The organism is Mucilaginibacter sp. OK283, from assembly GCF_900110415.1.
In the GTDB taxonomy this organism is placed as follows: domain Bacteria; phylum Bacteroidota; class Bacteroidia; order Sphingobacteriales; family Sphingobacteriaceae; genus Mucilaginibacter.
The window spans coordinates 36,984-54,335 of the sequence record NZ_FODR01000006.1; the positions used below are offsets into that span (position 1 = coordinate 36,984).

Annotated in this window: 15 protein-coding genes and 1 pseudogene; 10 read left to right on the forward strand and 6 right to left on the reverse strand. The window is 42.4% G+C overall.

What is annotated here, in order from left to right; all coding sequences use genetic code 11:
- Nucleotides 1-56: 56 nt before the first annotated feature.
- The gene (locus BMX56_RS15185; RefSeq protein ID WP_090649637.1) at nt 57-686 is read right to left on the reverse strand and encodes a DUF47 domain-containing protein; all 630 of its coding nucleotides are present in this window, start codon (nt 684-686) and stop codon (nt 57-59) included.
- A gap of 289 nt (nt 687-975) precedes the next feature.
- On the opposite strand from BMX56_RS15185, the gene BMX56_RS15190 reads away from it, so the two are divergent.
- The 10 genes and pseudogenes from BMX56_RS15190 to BMX56_RS15230 all read left to right on the forward strand — a co-directional run bounded on the left by BMX56_RS15190 (nt 976) and on the right by BMX56_RS15230 (nt 11,484).
- A complete protein-coding gene (locus tag BMX56_RS15190; RefSeq protein WP_090649640.1) occupies nt 976-1,176 on the forward strand; it encodes a hypothetical protein in 201 nt (66 codons plus the stop codon).
- A 111-nt stretch (nt 1,177-1,287) separates the two neighbouring features.
- Nucleotides 1,288-3,666 (forward strand): carboxypeptidase regulatory-like domain-containing protein, encoded by a 2,379-nt coding sequence (locus BMX56_RS15195; protein ID WP_090649642.1) that lies wholly within the window; start codon nt 1,288-1,290, stop codon nt 3,664-3,666.
- 238 nt (nt 3,667-3,904) lie between these two features.
- Entirely contained in the window at nt 3,905-4,432 is a 528-nt protein-coding gene (locus BMX56_RS15200; RefSeq protein ID WP_255369852.1) for a DUF2911 domain-containing protein, read from the forward strand.
- Nucleotides 4,433-4,560: 128 nt separating this feature from the next.
- On the forward strand, nt 4,561-5,652 hold the full coding sequence (locus BMX56_RS15205; protein WP_090649647.1) for a DUF3810 domain-containing protein: 1,092 nt from the start codon (nt 4,561-4,563) through the stop codon (nt 5,650-5,652).
- 486 nt (nt 5,653-6,138) lie between these two features.
- Nucleotides 6,139-8,331, forward strand: coding sequence for a penicillin acylase family protein (locus BMX56_RS15210; protein ID WP_090649650.1), 2,193 nt, complete (start codon nt 6,139-6,141; stop codon nt 8,329-8,331).
- 41 nt (nt 8,332-8,372) lie between these two features.
- Nucleotides 8,373-8,861, forward strand: coding sequence for a hypothetical protein (locus BMX56_RS15215; RefSeq protein ID WP_090649653.1), 489 nt, complete (start codon nt 8,373-8,375; stop codon nt 8,859-8,861).
- Nucleotides 8,862-8,935: 74 nt separating this feature from the next.
- On the forward strand, nt 8,936-9,919 hold the full coding sequence (locus BMX56_RS15220; RefSeq protein ID WP_090649657.1) for a sugar phosphate isomerase/epimerase family protein: 984 nt from the start codon (nt 8,936-8,938) through the stop codon (nt 9,917-9,919).
- Nucleotides 9,920-10,098: 179 nt separating this feature from the next.
- A pseudogene (locus BMX56_RS30385) lies at nt 10,099-10,433 on the forward strand (DUF4291 family protein).
- Nucleotides 10,434-10,442: 9 nt separating this feature from the next.
- Nucleotides 10,443-10,616, forward strand: coding sequence for a hypothetical protein (locus BMX56_RS30390; protein WP_218152429.1), 174 nt, complete (start codon nt 10,443-10,445; stop codon nt 10,614-10,616).
- Nucleotides 10,617-11,052: 436 nt separating this feature from the next.
- Nucleotides 11,053-11,484, forward strand: a complete 432-nt coding sequence (locus tag BMX56_RS15230; RefSeq protein ID WP_090649659.1) for a DoxX family protein — start codon at nt 11,053-11,055, stop codon at nt 11,482-11,484.
- 169 nt (nt 11,485-11,653) lie between these two features.
- On the opposite strand, the gene BMX56_RS15235 is transcribed toward BMX56_RS15230, so the two are convergent.
- The 5 genes from BMX56_RS15235 to BMX56_RS15255 all read right to left on the reverse strand — a co-directional run bounded on the left by BMX56_RS15235 (nt 11,654) and on the right by BMX56_RS15255 (nt 17,041).
- Nucleotides 11,654-11,929, reverse strand: a complete 276-nt coding sequence (locus BMX56_RS15235; RefSeq protein WP_090649662.1) for a UBP-type zinc finger domain-containing protein — start codon at nt 11,927-11,929, stop codon at nt 11,654-11,656.
- 8 nt (nt 11,930-11,937) lie between these two features.
- The gene (locus BMX56_RS15240) at nt 11,938-13,599 is read right to left on the reverse strand and encodes a response regulator (RefSeq protein ID WP_090649664.1); all 1,662 of its coding nucleotides are present in this window, start codon (nt 13,597-13,599) and stop codon (nt 11,938-11,940) included.
- 47 nt (nt 13,600-13,646) lie between these two features.
- Nucleotides 13,647-15,047, reverse strand: a complete 1,401-nt coding sequence (locus tag BMX56_RS15245; protein WP_090649667.1) for an ATP-binding protein — start codon at nt 15,045-15,047, stop codon at nt 13,647-13,649.
- A gap of 165 nt (nt 15,048-15,212) precedes the next feature.
- Complete coding sequence (locus tag BMX56_RS15250) at nt 15,213-15,968, reverse strand: LytR/AlgR family response regulator transcription factor (protein ID WP_090649671.1); 756 nt, start codon at nt 15,966-15,968, stop codon at nt 15,213-15,215.
- Nucleotides 15,965-17,041, reverse strand: coding sequence for a sensor histidine kinase (locus BMX56_RS15255; RefSeq protein ID WP_090649673.1), 1,077 nt, complete (start codon nt 17,039-17,041; stop codon nt 15,965-15,967). Before BMX56_RS15255 ends, BMX56_RS15250 begins: the two co-directional genes overlap by 4 nt.
- Nucleotides 17,042-17,352 lie beyond the last annotated feature (311 nt).

Genomic DNA, 17,352 nt, shown 5'->3' on the forward strand with positions numbered 1-17,352 from the left:
TTAGCTTTTAGCTTTTAGCTTTTAGCTTTTAGCTTTTAGCTTTTAGCTTTTAGCTTTTAGCCGTTCTTTATCAAAATGCTTTCAATAATCAATGTGGCATCTTCGCAGCTATCAGTTGCAGTTTCCATCGCCATAAAAACATCTGTGTATTTTATAAGTTGTATGGCATCGGTTTCGTTGGCCAGTAAATCGGCAAATGCTTCGTTGTAAACAGTATCGGCCTGGTATTCCAGTTGTTTGATACTGTTACAGATATCGAAAATATGGGCCGAATTACCCAGGTTATTCATAGCCTTAACAGCACTTTCAAGCGCCTGGGTAGTTTGCAGGATAAGATCAGCAAGGTTGATAATAGGAGGGGTTATTTTAGGCACATCGTACAGGTTTATCCTGCGCGATGCCATAGCTATGCTATCTGCCACGTCATCAATCGCCGCTGCAAGTTCGCACATATCTTTACGCTGAAAAGGAGATATAAGTGTACGGCCCGATTCGGTAAATACCTGGTGCGTAATTTCGTAACTTTTTGTTTTTAGCTTATCAATGTGTGTAAACTGAAATTTTTGCTCGTAGGTATCAGTGGAGTTCACCGCGGTATTAAGCAGGGTTGCCATTTGAGTGGCATTGTCAACCGCCCGGTTAAATAAATCATAAAAAACCTGGTTTGAGTTGGGGAATATCGACATCTATTGAAATTTTTTATGATACTTTTTAAGTAAAAATCAATTTAACAGTTTATATACTAACTATTTAGCATATGCAGGCTGCTTTTATTTTCGTGGCTAAATGTAACCATTAATTTGCAGCAATAGGTCACGGAATTGTTAATCCAATGTTAATTAAATGTTATCAAATTATTGATGCTGTATCTGGCCGTTAAATAAATTTCACCGTTAAAAAATGCTATGTAACATTTACTGTTTTTTAAAACAATAACACCGTAATATATATTACCTTAATATTAAGTAAACCGTTATGAAACCCGCTGATAAACATTATAAATTCATAAACAGTAAAACTGGTTATGCAATTTATTATCACTCCCTAAGCAGCGACCTCAACGCCACAGAGATCAAAAATCAACTGCAGGACATTAAAGCCCGTGTGGCCATACAAAATGGTATTTACCTGGAAACTGTATACTGGGAAGAGATAAAGGAAAATGCCGAAGTGTAGTAGCGTTAACTTTTTAAGAAATTAACGCTCAGTATTTTATTTGTTTTGTGCGGTTAATTGAGGTATATTTAATCACCAATTTTAATTACCTCTATTTAAACACCTTCCCGCATGAAAAAGATAGTACCTGCACTTTTTTGCGCCTTATATTTTTGTGTGCCCGCGTTTTCGCAGGATGCCAAAACACCGCTTTCGTTAGACGGAATAGTATCACGTCTGCAAACCTTATCAACTACAAAAGCTACCGAAAAAGTTTACCTGCACTTTGACAGAACGACATACAATGCCGGCGATACCGTTTTTTTTAAGGCCTACCTTACACTTGGCGAGCAACACCAGCTGTCAAAGTTAAGCGGCGTATTGCATGCCGACCTGGTGAACCCAAATGATTCTTTGGTGAAATATATAACACTGCAGGTTAACAACGGGCTGGCCTGGGGCGATTTTGCTTTGCCAAACAGCCTGCCAAAGGGCCTATATCATATAAAGGCTTATACCAAATGGATGCTGAACAGCACCGACCCTAATGTTTTTGATCAGCCTATTATAATTAATAGCCCCGTATCACCAACGCGTACATTATCAGCTCAGCAAACTAAAATTGCCAATACGTACGATATTCAGTTTTTTCCGGAGGGCGGGACCTTTGTAAATGATATTCCCGCTAAACTTGCCTTTAAGGCTATTGACCATAACGGCATTGGGGCTAATGTTAAGGGTGTGGTTGTTGATAACCTGAATACCGAAGTAACCAAATTTGAAGCCAGGCACCTGGGGATGGGTATTATTAACATAACCCCTGTTGAAGGCAGAACATATAAAGCCAGACTTACCTATGCCGATGGTACCAGCGCCACGGTTGATTTGCCAAAGGCCGAAGAAAAGGGCATGACACTGCTTGTAAACAATACCAGCCCCGATAAGCTTTTAATTGAAATTAACGCCAACCGGGCCTATTACCTGGCCAATAAAAACAAAGAAATTGGTATCACCATTTATTCGGGTGGCGGGGCTGTACGATCGGTAAAAACAGCTTTAGATGGTCAGGTGCTTGATCTTAACCTGGGTAAAAAAGACTTTCAGACGGGCATAGTACGGGTTACCCTGTTTTCGGCAACCGGCGAGCCAATGAACGAGCGGCTTTCATTTATTCAGAATGATGATCTTATTAATTTGCAAACGGCAGTAAATAAACAATCGTACACATCCAGGGAAAAGGTGCATCTTACACTGAATGCCAAAAAAGACGATAAACCGGTTATGGGTTATTTTTCTGCATCGGTAGTTGATGCCACAAAAATACAGGTGGATGAAACTGCCGAAACTACCATTTTAACCCACCTGCTGCTCACATCTGATTTAAAAGGCTTTGTTGAGCAGCCCAATTATTATTTTAACCACGTTACCAACGATACCCGCGCCGATTTGGATATGCTGATGCTTACCCAGGGTTATCGCCGGTTTGAGTGGAAGCAAATTCTTGCCAACGATGAAACTACCACATTAACATATCCTGTTGAAAGAGGCCTGGATATATCGGGCACTGTTAAAACCAATAACGGGGCACCTGTTGCTAACGGAAATGTTACTTTACTTACAAAAAACGGTGGCAGTATGCTAAACCAGGTTACCGATGCTAATGGCAGGTTTATCTTCCCCAATCTGGCCTATACAGATAATACTCCTTTTGTAATCCAGGCAAAAACCGCCGAGGGAAAAAACAATACGCAGATAATTATGGATATGCCAAAAGAGGCTACATTGTTTACTAATAATAACCGGTTAACAGGTAGCGCCGAAGCTGGAAACGGTGATGGCAAGCCCGGCCCCGCATCTGTTTATATGGCCGATGCAAGCGGAAAACTATTAAAGGAGGTCATTGTGAAAGATAAATTTTTAGACTCGCACAGTAATACTATTACCGATTTTACCGATCAATCGGGATTGGGCCGTAGCCTGGAAGGACACTTACCCGGAGTTTCATTAACCAATGGCGTGCCTTATTTGCGCGATAGGATAGGAATATCCGAAGCCGGGCCAATGCTGGTAATTGTAGATGGAATGCAAGGTGGGTCCGTTCCGGACTTAAACGTATCAGACGTGGAGAGTGTAAAGATGTTGAAAAATTTAGATGCAGCAATTTACGGCCTACAGGGATCAAATGGAGTTTTATTAATCACAACAAAAAAAAATAAGAATTTGACTGTGAATAAAAAGCTATCACCCGGGCTTATTACTTATGCTCCCAAAGGTTTTTACAAAGCCCGCACGTTTTATTCGCCTGCTTACGGAGGGACGGTTAAGCAGGCAAATAAACCAGATGACAGGATCACCATTTATTGGAACCCGGATGTGGCCACAGATAAAGATGGTAACGCTACGCTGGATTTTTACAATGCCGATGGCAAAGGAAATTATCGTGTAATTATTGAAGGCATTGATGAAAATGGCGCTATAGGTCGTAGTGTTTATACTTACAAAGTTGAATAAATAAAAAACCCTTGCCGCAAGGCAAGGGCCAAAAAAACCACAACAATTGTTTAACCTTCTGGCTATGTAAACCTTAAGGTCAATTCCTAACTGCAATGTGGTAATTCTGATGATATAACAATGCTGATTATTAATGGTTTTTAATTATCATGACATTTTTACAACTGTAGTACAGGTTTATTTATATTATCAATTGCTACCCGACAAAATTTCATCCTATATTTATACCAAATAAATCATGAGAAATATTATGAACAAACCTTTTCAATTTAAAGCAGCATTGGTTTTTGCATTTGCTTTATTTTTAAGCAGCCTGGCCTTTGCCCAGAACAAACCTGCGAGCCCGCACGATAGTACAAGCGCTACAGTTGCAGGCTCATTAATTAAAATCAAATACGGTAGTCCGTATGTAAAAGGCCGTAAAATATTAGGCGAATTGGTGCCTTTTGATAAAGTATGGCGTGCAGGTGCCGATTCGGCAACCAGCTTTACAACCAGTAAAGCTATTAAGGTTGAAGGTAAAGCGCTTCCGGCCGGCAGGTATGCTTTTTTTGTAATTCCATCTGCAAGCGGTACATGGACTATTATATTTGATAAAAACCCCAAGCAATGGGGCGCTTACACGTATAAACCAGAAAACGACCAGCTGCGTGTAACCGTTAAAGGTAAAACCGCGCCAAAGGCCGAAAGCCTTACCTATACTATAACACCCAAGGGTTTTAATCTTAAATGGGATACCTTTGTGGTTCCGGTATCTATTAAATAAGCATTTAATTTAACCCGAATAAAGAAGAGCTCCTGTAAAGGAGCTTTTTTTGTATTAGGAAAGCAGAAAAAAAACTTCTTACAGGTGAAGCTTTGTTATATTGCTTCGGTTAACATCTATAGTATACAATGCGTAACTACATCAGCAAAAATCCATTCATTAAAAGGATAATAACCATATTATTGTTAGCCATGGTTCTTTTTTTGCTTATGCTGTTGGCAGGCCATCCCGCCTTGGTCGAGCGTTATTATTCGCAGGGATTTTATAAAATAGTTTGCTGGATTTTTCACCCTGTTTTTAATTTATTCCCTTTTAGCGTCGGCGATTTACTTTACATCGCCGTTATTGTCATTTTAATTGTAGCTATCGTTAGGATGGTAAAGCTGTTGGTTAAAAAGCAGTTCAAAAAAGTTGGGTTACAGTTGCTGGGCTGGGTAATAAGCATCCAGGTAGCTATTGGGTGTTTTTACCTGTTTTGGGGGCTTAATTATTTCAGGCCATCAGCTGCAGACCGCCTTAATTTAAGGGATACTACATTCACCACGACCGATTTAAAAGCTGTAACCAAATTGTTGATTGATAGTGCCAACGCCTGCCGCGCGAGGGTTACAGCGGCCGATCTGGCTCAAAGCAATAGCGCCATTTATCAAACCGCGGTAAATGCTGTCAAAGCGCTCTCGGCCGATTCTGTCAATTTTCGCGCTTTTCAACCTGGCATAAAACCATCCATGATCACTTTTCTGCTGAATTATATAGGAACTTCGGGCTATTACAATCCGTTTACGTCCGAAGCGCAGATTAATTATGCCATGCCCGTATTTAACAGGCCGTTTGTAGCTTGCCATGAAATGTCGCACCAGGTAGGTTACGGGGCCGAGGATGAAGCTGATTTTGCCGGCTTTATCATCGCCATAAAATCAAAAGATCGCCTGCTGCGTTACTCTGGCTATCACCTGGCGGTTGATGAGTTTATGCATACCCTGCGCCGGCGCGATACCGTGGCCCATAAGGAATTAAAAGCAATGATATCCAAACAGGTACACCAGGATTTTGTAGCCGAACGCGCCTACTGGATGGCCTACGAAACCCAGCTTAGCTGGATAAGCAGTATTTTTTACGATAATTTCCTGAAAGCCAATAACCAACCCCGCGGCCTGGCAACATACAACCGCATGGTTTTATTGGTAATGGCCTGGGAAAAATGTTCATTGGTTCATTAGTTCATTGGTGGATATTGGGTTAGCCTGTATGGTCAATTTCGGTCGGCCAACTGTAAAAACCAATGACTGTTTTAGCTTATTAGTTATTGGTTGATTTAGTTTGCCCTCATAGTTGCCAGTTATGGCACCACTTGCAATGACCTAAATAAAAAATGCGTTCCGTATCTCACCCCGGAACGCACTGCAATATCATTTCTCAGATGATACTGTATCAACTAAACCTCAGATCTCATGTAAGATGATTAATCCAAGCTCTTATATTTACCGATGTAATAACCGATAAACAATTTTTTTATTATATTGTGTCAGCAGTTTTTAAACAATGTTATATTTAACCTTGCTTCTATAAATTGTGAATAATTTAAGGCAAACGAAGATACAATATAAATATTGCGTTTAAACGCTCAAATTTACCTCATATTATTAATAAGTGTCTATCTAACGTTACTTTATTTACTTAGATGTCCGGGTAAAATATTTGTTACCATGAAATTGAATTTAACCTTTATTTTATTGTTTTCTCCCGTATTTGTATTTTCTCAAAAAATTAACCGGCAGGAAATAAAACGAGCGATAGATCTGGCCAAATCGGTAACTATCATCCGCGATAATTATGGTGTGCCGCATATTTACGGAAAAACCGATGCCAGCGTAGTTTTTGGATTGATGTACTCGCAGTGCGAAGATAACTTTAAAGGAATAGAACGCAATTACCTTTACCAGTTTGGTAAACAAACCGAAGTGGATGGAGAAAATAGCCTGGCTACCGATATTCAGTTACAATTAATTGCCGATAGTGCAGATGCCATTAGGGATTATAAAACGAGCGCCCCAGCTTTCAGGAAACTATTAGATGCTTTTGCCGGTGGTATAAATTATTACCTGTACAAACATCCCGAAGTAAAGCCCAAGGTATTTAAACATTTTGAGCCCTGGTACGCGCTGATGTTTACCGATGGAAGCGTAGCCGCCACCGAAACAGGGGGTATTAAGCTGGATGAAACAAAAGAATTTTATATAAATGGCGGCGACAAACTGGGTTATGTTCCAGATCGCCCGGCCAATGCTTATGAATTTGTAAACGAACGCGAAACCGGGTCTAATGGGTTTGCTGTCTCTCCATCGCGGTCGGCTTCGGGGCACGCTTTGTTGTATATTAATCCGCATGTGCCCTTTTATTTCCGCAGCGAAGTGGAGTTGGTGAGCGAAGAAGGTTTGCATGCCTACGGGGCAGTAACCTGGGGACAGTTTTTTATATACCAGGGTTTTAACAAGCACTGTGGATGGATGCATACCAGCAGCTATGCCGATGTTGCCGACCTGTATGCCGAAAAAATGGTAAAAAAAGACGGCAGGTGGTTTTACGAATACAATGGCGCCCTTAAACCCGTTACCGAACGTAAATTGGTTATAAATATCAAAAAAGGCGATAAGCTTGAGCAAAAAACAATAACCGGCTACTATACCCATCATGGCCCGGTAGTAGGCAGCCGCGACGGCAAATGGCTGGCGCTAAAGGCCAATAATCGCTCATATAACGCGCTGTTAGAATCATGGCAAATAACTAAGGCCAATAACCTGGCCGAATATAAAAAAGCCATGGACCTGGTATCCAACGCCACTAACGCCACTGTTTATGCCGATGATAAGGGCAATACTATTTTTTGGTATGGCAATTATATCCCCAAACGCGACCCCAAATATGACTGGAGTTTACCCGTTGATGGTAGCACGCCCGCTACCGAATGGCAAGGGGTACACCATTTAAACGAAATTGTTACCACGATAAACCCCGCTACCGGCTGGATCCAAAATTGCAATTCAACGCCTTATACTGATGCCGGTGCAAGCAGTCCGGATAAAAGTAAATATCCGGCTTATATGGCGCCCGATGGCGAAAATTACCGGGCGGTTACGGCCATTAACATATTAAAGAATGCTAATAACCTTACACTGGATGGCCTTATAGCAAAAGGATATGACCACTACCTGGCTGCCTTTGACGATTTACTGTCCGCGCTATTTAAAGCTTATGATGAAGCTCCTGACTCGTTAAGGTACTCAATATCAGGTGCTGTAACAATATTAAAGCAGTGGGATAGGCGTACGGCCGCCAATTCGGTAGCAAGTTCACTGGCCATTGAATGGGGTACGGCCATGCTGAAATTACTCCCTTCGCCTAAAACCGACCAGGAAAGTACTTTTATCACCCGGCGCATTAAAACACTGGCCGATAAAACCCCAGGCAAGCAGCAGCTGGAGCTTTTAAACGCGGTTATGATAAATTTGCAAAGCCGTTTTGGCACCTGGGAGGTACTATGGGGCGATATGAACCGCTACCAGCGACCTGCCGATGGCATAACCTTTGATGATAAGCTGCCGAGTATCCCGGTGGGCTTAACGGGTTCGGGGTTTGGGCAATTGCCATCGTTCCAGAGCCGTACGGTAAATACTTTGAAAAGGTATGGTTACTCGGGCAATAGTTTTGTAGCTGCGGTTGAATTTGGGCCGAGGATCAAGGCCAAAAGTATCATGACCGGCGGGCAATCATTTGATGCCGCATCGAAAAACTTTACCGACCAGGCACAGGGTATTATTGAAGGTAAGTTTAAAGATGTGCTATTTTACCGCGAAGATGTACTGAAACACGTAAGTAAAAGCTATCATCCGGGCAGTTAATTTAGTTAAAGAAAAAAGTATATTTGGATACGATAACAAAAATGAAAAAGTTCCTGTTTGTGGCTTTATTATGTTTTTGCGGCACCAACCTGTTTGGACAAAGCATAACAGTTAATGACCTTATCAATTTAACCAACCTAACAAACGCAGATGCGCATAAATACCTGGTTTTGGCAAAAGGCTTTAAAAAGGCCTATACCCAGGACGTTGATGGTAATACTATTGAACATTTGAGTAAAACAGATGCCCAGAAGAAACAAGAATCGGTAGATATCGGGGTAGCTTTGAAATTAAGCAGCGGGGCCATACTGCGTACCGTAACCTATAAAACAGCCCGTACTGAACAAATTTTCCATTTAATTTCACAGGCAAAAAGCCAGGGCCTGCCCATGAAGTTCCAGGGGGCCGATACAATAAACAACATTTACCAGTTTGATAACGACTTTTTTCATATCGTAATGTACATCAGCCGCGATAATACCGCCGGCTACGTAGAGGTTAAACAAAAAGAATATGTAGGCTTTGATTGATAAATGCATTTACACTTAGGCTATCTGAAATTCCATCCGGCTTTTGGTATATTGCAATACCAATTTATAAGCTTATGGAAAATATCAGCCGCAAAAAGTTTATTGCAGCAGCTACAATGGCAACGGCCGGCATGGCATTAGGTTTAAACGCCAAAGGATTTACTTTACCCAAAGGCTCAAGTAGGAGCGATGCCGTTCAGTCTTCCCCCGGAAAAATTAAAGTAAGCATTTTCTCCAAGCACCTGCATTGGCTCAATTACGCGGATATGGCCTCATTGGCGGCAGATATGGGCTTTGATGGGGTAGACCTTACAGTAAGGCCCGACGGCCACGTATTACCGGAGCATGTGGCTGCCGACCTGCCAAAAGCAGTCGCCGCAGTTGAGCAAGCCGGTTTAAAAGTTTATACCATTGTAACCAACATTAAATCGCCCGACGAAAAATATACTCATGATATTTTGAAGGCTGCATCGGCATTAGGAATTAAATACTACCGGATGGCCTGGTTAAATTATGATAAAAGCATCGGCATCCCCGAAAACCTGAAAGCTATAAACAAGCAATTTAAGGCTCTTGAGGCCCTTAACGGCCAATATAACATGCATGGTGCTTATCAAAACCATTCGGGCGAGTTATTTGGCGCCTCGGTTTGGGATCTTTGGCTGGGGATGGATGCAACCAGTCCTGATTTTATTGGATGCCAGTACGACGTAAGGCATGCCACTACCGAAGGTGCCGACACCTGGTCAACATCTATCCAAACACTTATCCCACGGATTAAAACAACCAATGTAAAAGATTTTTACTGGGACAAAAAAGATGGTAAATGGCAGGTTAAAAGTGTGCCTTTGGGCGAGGGTATGGTGGATTTTCCAAAATATTTTCGTATATTAAAGGAACAGAAAATAAACGGACCCATGAGCCTGCACTGCGAATATGAACTTGGCGGCGCGCAGGATGGCGCCAAACAATTAACTATCAGCAAGGACGCATTTACAACTGCTGTGAAAAAAGACCTGGCCACCTTAAGAGGATGGTTAAAGGAATATGATCTGTAAAAGATCAACTATGAATATATAATACATTAATGAATACCAATTTAACAAAAAACAATCTACTACACATCACTACCGAATTATACCGGGATAGTATCCAAAGATTACCCAAGACCGGCCAGCATTTGTTAGGCCACCAAACCGAAGATCTTATCGTTGTTTACTAGGCCTATAATCATCAAATTGCCGATTTTGCGGTAGAGCATCAATTCTTTGGCGGTAACCATTGTAGTTATAGCCGGATGTCGTGGATAAAGCCCAATTTTTTATGGATGATGTACCGCTGCGGCTGGGCCGAAAAGGAAAACCAGGAAAGGTGCTTGCCCTGTGGATTCAAAAGATAGATTTTGAGAAAATCCTGGGTGAAGCAGCCATATCTTCATTTAATCCTCAATATTACCAAAGCCACGCACAATGGAGGGCCGACCTGGAGCAAAAGGAAGTGCGCCTGCAATGGGACCCTGACCATGACCCGTATGGCAATAAGCTGCAACGCCGCGCAATTCAATTGGGTTAAAAAGGGAAAATGCTGGAGGATTTTGGCAAACACCAAATCAGGAAGGTTCAAGATGTTACAGATTTTGTAAAGCAGCAGAAACAATTGTTAGATGCCGGCTGCCTGGATGAACTATCAGTGCCATTTGAAACTGTATTTAAAACCAGCGATGCTGCTTTGAATGACAGGGTAGGCATAGAGTGATAGGTTTTGTTGGGAATTATAACTATAAACAACGGAGTAAGCCAATGATGCCGGGAAGATATTAGCATCAAACGATAGCTTGTGTTTATTGCCTGATCCTGGTTAAAAAATCCAGGTCGCTTCGGCACCTGTTTTAACCAACGGCAGGCACAAAAATTAAGATGCGTTTACATTGCGCGAAACATGATTTTTAATGTTAACCATGTGAAAAATGCAAATTATTGATTACTAAATATTTATATCATTTTTCACCTGAAATGTGTTAAGTTATGTTAACCCAATTTTGGCGCGTTTGCCTTAAATTCCGAATAAAAACAATTTGCAATTATAACAAGTTTGTTACTATATTTATATAGCGTAACCAATCTGCTTTATTCTCCCCGCAAGCCGCCTGGTTGCCAAAACCAATTACACCTTTAAAAATAAGGAGGCTGTTATGAATGTGGTTCATAAAATTGAACATTGGGGCGATACACATCACCCTAAAATCCTTGATCTTATACGTGTTGCCCTTGGGGTATTTTTATTGCTGAAAGGCATAGCCTTTATGGAAAACACGGCCTACCTGCGCGATCTTATCGACAGCCAGGATATCGTTGATCTTTCGCCAGGGGTACTAATGGTTTTGGTTTATTATGTAACTTTTGCCCACATGATTGGAGGCATCCTGATAACGCTTGGTATATTTACCCGGCTGGCTTCTCTTATCCAGATACCCATTGTGTTAGGAGCCGTATTTGTAACCGGTATTTTCCGGGAACCCATAAATGCCCTGGAATGGCCATCGGTAATTGCATTGATCCTACTATCGGTGTTCACCATCTTAGGTTCAGGCCCAATCTCCTTGGATAGGTACCTGGAAGGATAAGCTGGTTGATGTGCAGATTTCAGATGTGCAGATTTCAGATGATTTGAGTTGCGCAGTTGAAATCTGCATATCTTAAAACTGCATATCTGCCCATTAATTTTTTCATCTGCACATCTGAAATCTGCACATTAATTCCTTCATCTGCACATCTGAAACCTGCACATCTACCTCAATACCCCGTCACTGCTTCATCCACATAGCACCATAGCCATCTTTCGCCGGGCTCGGCCGATATTACTACCGGGTGGCCGGTGGCTTCAAAATGTTTGGTCATGTGGGTATTGGGCGAGCTATCGCAGCATAATGTAACGCCACAGGTTTGGCAGGTGCGCAGGTGCATCCATGATGAATGTGTTTTAACGCACTCTTCGCACAGGTACTCCTTTGGTTGTTTAATATCGGTAATTGCCGCCAGGTGCTGGCATATTTGGTCGTCTTCTTGCATATGTGTTATTAAACTTCAGCTAAATATTTGTGAACAAAACTAATGGCCATTGAGCCTTCGCCCACGGCAGATGCCACCCTGTTCATGGCCCCGGCGCGTACATCGCCGGCGGCAAAAATACCCGAGCAGCTGGTTTCCAGTAAAAACGGATCGCGCTTAAGTTTCCATACTTTGTTAAAGCTTTCGTAGCTGCGCAGCTCGCGGCCGGTTTCTATAAAATCCTTGTTGTTTTTTATAATGTCGAGCTTAATCCAGTCGGTATATGGTTTGGCGCCTATAAAAATGTACAAGGCAGCAGCCTTATTTGTAAAAGTTTCCTGCGTTATACAGTTTTTTAAGGTTAATTTTTCCAGGCAGTTACCGCCGTGAGCTTCTACAATCTCGGTATTGCCAAGCACCTCAATGTTGGGTGTTTCGCTGATTTGTGTAATTAGGTAGGCCGACATGGTTGCCACCAAATCCTCGCGCCTGATCACGATATGTACCTTTGTTGCATATTTAGAAAGGTGCATGGCAGCCTGCCCGGCCGAGTTACCACCGCCAATTACATAAACATCTTTACCCGTACAAGCCGATGCCTCGGTAGTGGCTGCGCCATAGTAAATGCCCGCGCCTGTAAAGTTTTCCACACCTTTAACCTCCAGTTTACGGTAGTCAACGCCGGTAGTTATCACTACAGTGCGGCTTATAATTTCGGGGCCGTCATCCAAAATAATGGTTTTGTAACCATCTTTTTGTTTGATATCACTAACAGATTGGGGCGATAAAAATTCGGCACCCAAACGCATGGCCTGTGTAATGGCCCGGCGGGTAAGGTCGGCACCGCTTAAGCCGGCCGGGAAACCCAGGTAGTTTTCAATCCGCGAACTGGTGCCTGCCTGTCCGCCCGGAGCTTTACGCTCAATCAGCAGGGTTTTTAAACCTTCGGATGCGCCATAAACCGCGGCGGCAAGGCCGGCGGGGCCAGCGCCTATAATTACCACATCGTAAACATCGGTTAATGTTTGGGTGTTTTTTTCAAGCTTTGCGGCTATGCCCTGTATCGATGGTTTTTGCAGATAGCTGCCGTCCTCAAAAAATACCATGGGCAGGCAATCGGTAGATAGGTTGTTTAAAGCCAGTAGCGTTCCTGCATCCACATTCTTTTCGATATCAAGCCAGCGATAGGGGATAAGGTTACCGGCCAGGTAATCTTTTATCACATGCGATTGCGGCGAAAACTGGTACCCTACCAATTTAATACCTACAAATTCGGGAATGTAACTGTTATGCCAGTCTGCAAGCAAATCATTTATTACCGGGTACAATTTTTCTTCGGGCGGGTCCCATGGTTTCATAAGGTAATAATCCAGCTGCACATCATTGATGGCTTTAATAGCCGCCTCGGTATCGCTGTATGCCGTAAGTAATACCCTTTTGGCGTCAGGAAATACTTTTTTTGCTTTTTCTAAAAATTTAACGCCTTCCATTTCGGGCATGCGCTGGTCGCAAAGAAACAAGGCTACCACATCCGAACCATTTTTGAGTTCGGTAAGTGTTTCCAGTGCTTCCTGTGCCGATGTTGTACTTAGTATTTTGTACTCTTTACCGTACTGTGACCGCAGATCACGGCTAATAGACCGTAGTACCTGCTGATCATCATCAATTGAAAATATAATAGGTCGATTCATAGGTTTTGCTACAGGTAAATGATAAATATATTATTAAAAAATGTTGGCTACCCGTCAATAAGAAAGCAAACATTAAACACGGTACACTCGGGCTTCGATTTTACTTTGATCGATCCACGGTGTTGTTTTACAATCCGTTGCACCACTTCAAGCCCCATGCCGGTACCCTTGCCCATCTCTTTGGTGGTAAAAAACGGATCGAAAATCTGGCTTTGGATATCTTCGGGGATACCCGGGCCATCGTCGATGATAAAAACTTCTACAAACTCCCGGTCACGCCGGGTTTTAATGGTCAGGATGCCTTTGCCCGCGGGTGCCATAGCATCAAGGGCATTATCAATAAGGTTTGTCCAAACCTGGTTAAGCTCGCCAATCAGCGCTTTAACTTCGGGCAAAGTTCGGTCAAAATCTTCAACAACGGTAATATTTCCTTTACGAATTTTGTAACCCAGCATGGTAAGCGTGTTGGTGATACCAATATGAATATCGGCATACTGCTTATCCTGTCCGCGGTCCATATGCGTAAAAGTTTTAACCGAACTTACCAGTTCGGCTATCCGTTTGGATGATTCCTGGATATCCAGGATCATTTTTTCGGCCACCAGCTTGTTGCTCATCCAGTTAAGGATGGTCGACAAAAACTGTTTTGGGATATAGCTTTTTAAAGTGTCGAGATTTTCTAACGTAAAATTAAAATCAACAAAGCTTTCGGCTATATCGTAGCTGTTTTCTATCTCGTTTTCATCAAGCCATTCGCCAATTTCATCTTCGCGTTGGGTACGTTGCTTCAAACTCAGGCGTGTTCCTTCTTTTGCCCCAAGCACTTTAAACATCTCGCCGGTTACACCGTCAACCTGTTCGGGGGTCATTTTTATGGCAAACATTCCCTTTACGGCATCAGGCGCTAACTGTAAGTGCTTGCTTAGCGAAGTAGAATCACGCACAATGGCCGATGCCGGGTTATTCAACTCGTGGGCCAGCCCGGCGGATAGTTTACCTAAGGCCATCATTTTTTCGTTTTGCTGCTGCAGGGCTGTAAAATCGCGAACGCGGTTGGTCATGATGTGTACTAACGCCTGGGTAAGCTCAAAATGATTTTTTATCATTTCGGTTATCCGCTCGGTAGGGAAACTCAAAACATGCAGTTCGCCAATAGCTTCGGCATAGCCTTTAGAAATGAGTCCGCGCGAAAACGGAAGATAGCCTGTTATACTTCCGGGCCCTACGGCAACAAAATCGCGACGGCCGCGGTTTTGCAGCATGTAAAAGCGCATACTGCCTTCAATAATTATATGTGGCCCCGTAGCGGGTGAGCCAGGCTCATTAAGCAGCGTGCCATCTTCAAAAATTTTGTATTCACTATTATCTATCAGCCATTGCAGCTGATCATCCGGGACATGCTCTAAAGCTTCGAGCGATTTAAGCCAGGATACGGTTACCTCTTGCATAAAATAAAATTAGGGATTATTATTTAATGCGGGAGAATAGGAGAGAAAAAATTGCAAAGCGATGTTGTCTGAATCAGAATTTTCAGAATTTAAGAATATCCGGAATTTATTTCAACAGACAGGATTCTGTTAATTTTCAAATTCTGAAAATTCTGATTCATACACTTACACCCACTTGCTCAAAAATACCCCGAAAGCATCCTTATACTGATCGCCAACGGTGATGTTTACCTTGCCAATTTGCAGGGCGTTGCGGGTAATAGAGTTTATTTTATCTAACGATACGATGAACGAGCGGTGCACCCGCATAAAGCGTTTTGACGGCAATTTTTCTTCCAGCGATTTTAAACTGGTGAGCGATAGCAATGCTTTCTCGGTGCCTTGCAGGTATATTTTAACGTAATCTTTCAGGCCCTCTATGTACAGGATATCTTTAAGTGCTATGCGCACCAGTTGGTACTCTATCTTTAAAAACAGGTAGTCATCCTCAATACGATGTTCTTCGGGAGCAATCATCGCGGCGGGGGCCGGGTTGGCTGATCGTTGTAACAGCTCGGCATAGCTTAATGCTTTGTTGGCGGCATGCAAAAACTCTTCGTAATTAAAAGGTTTCAACAGGTAATCCAATGCGTCAACTTTATAACCTTCCAACGCAAACTGATTGTAAGCGGTGGTAAAAATAATGCGCGGTTTGCTGGCGCCGCGGCTATCCAACACTCGGGCCAGCTCGATGCCGTTTAAATTGGGCATTTGTATATCCAGGAAAATAAGATCCACCTTTTGGTCCTGTAAACCAACCAGTGCTTCAACCGCGCTGCTGTAGCGTCCTGTAAGCTTTAAAAATGGCGTTTGTTCAATAAATGCGCAAACCAGCCCAAGGGCCAGGGGCTCATCATCAACGGCTATGCAGTTTAATATCATGACAGGTTGAGTATTAAGTGAACTTTATAGGTATTTGCGGCGACATCTTCCTTTATATCCAATGTGTATTTTCCGGCATACAACAAATCTAAACGACGCAGGGTATTGGTAAGGCCAATGCCTTTGTTTTCTTCCAGGTTGGGGTTGGCGTCTTTGTAAATGGAGTTTTCTACCCTTAGTTCCAGCATCTCTGCATTTTGTTCAACGCTGATAAGGATTTCACTGGGCAGCGTGGCGCTGATGCCATGTTTAAAGGCATTCTCCACAAAAGGTAAAAATATCATAGGGGCAACGGTCATATCATTAACAGCTGGGGGCGAATTAAATGTAACTTTCACCTTATCGGTAAGCCGTAGTTCCATCAGGCTGATGTAGTCTTTTATAAAGGCTATTTCCTGGCTTAACAGGGCTGTGCCGTGTTGGGTATCATATAACACGTACCGCATCATTCGCGAAAGCTGGTGAATGGCTTTGCGTGATGTTTCGGCATTGATATGGGTAAGTGCGTAAATGTTATTGAGGGTATTGAAAAAGAAATGCGGGTTGATCTGCGCTTTCAGGAACGATAACTCCGAACTGATTTTATCCTGTTCTAAAGTTTCGCGGAGCCTGATATCGGCCTGCCACTTTTGAATAGCCGTAATGCTGGTGCTGATGCCTAATACCAATGCCATGATAAACACGATTACAAAATCAAAAATATGATTTCTGCCGCCGCCCTGTTTTGGCGGCCTGCTGTGTTTGTGCGTAGCTGCATCCATTAATTGGTGCATATTTAAAGCACTGTCGAAAAGATTGTTTAAAAAATATATGGCAATTATTAACCCAATGATAATCAGGAAGTACATTCCGGTACGGTTTTTTAATAGGTATACCGGCACAAGTACAATAGAATTGATATAGAAAGCAACCACCAGCACAATAATAACCAAAGCCTGTTTTACCCAGAATTGATAAGGTAATACAATGTTCCAGGTAAGCGGCTGGTATAAAAGCAGCGCAAAAACCAGTACGGCCCATATTAATACATGAATTAGGATAGTAATCGTAGTGCTTTTTGATTTGAGGCTCATTGCTGGTTATAATCAGAAGTCAAGATACGAGAATCAGGACTATTTATGTTTTTTATTTTTCGACAGAAAATCTTGACCTGAAGATTCTCGATGGCGGTTTAATAACTGTTCAATATTACTAAACCAATTGGCTATCAATCAAGCATAATCGCCTAAGAGGCATAACTCGCCGACAAATGGCCAAAATTAACCGTTAAATAGTGTTATTGGAGTTTAAGGGGGCAAATACATGGGTTTATAGGTAAAAAGCATGCCTTCGTCTACGTTTGTAGTGCCCCTGTCTATTGCTTTTTTGGGGGTGATGCCGATGT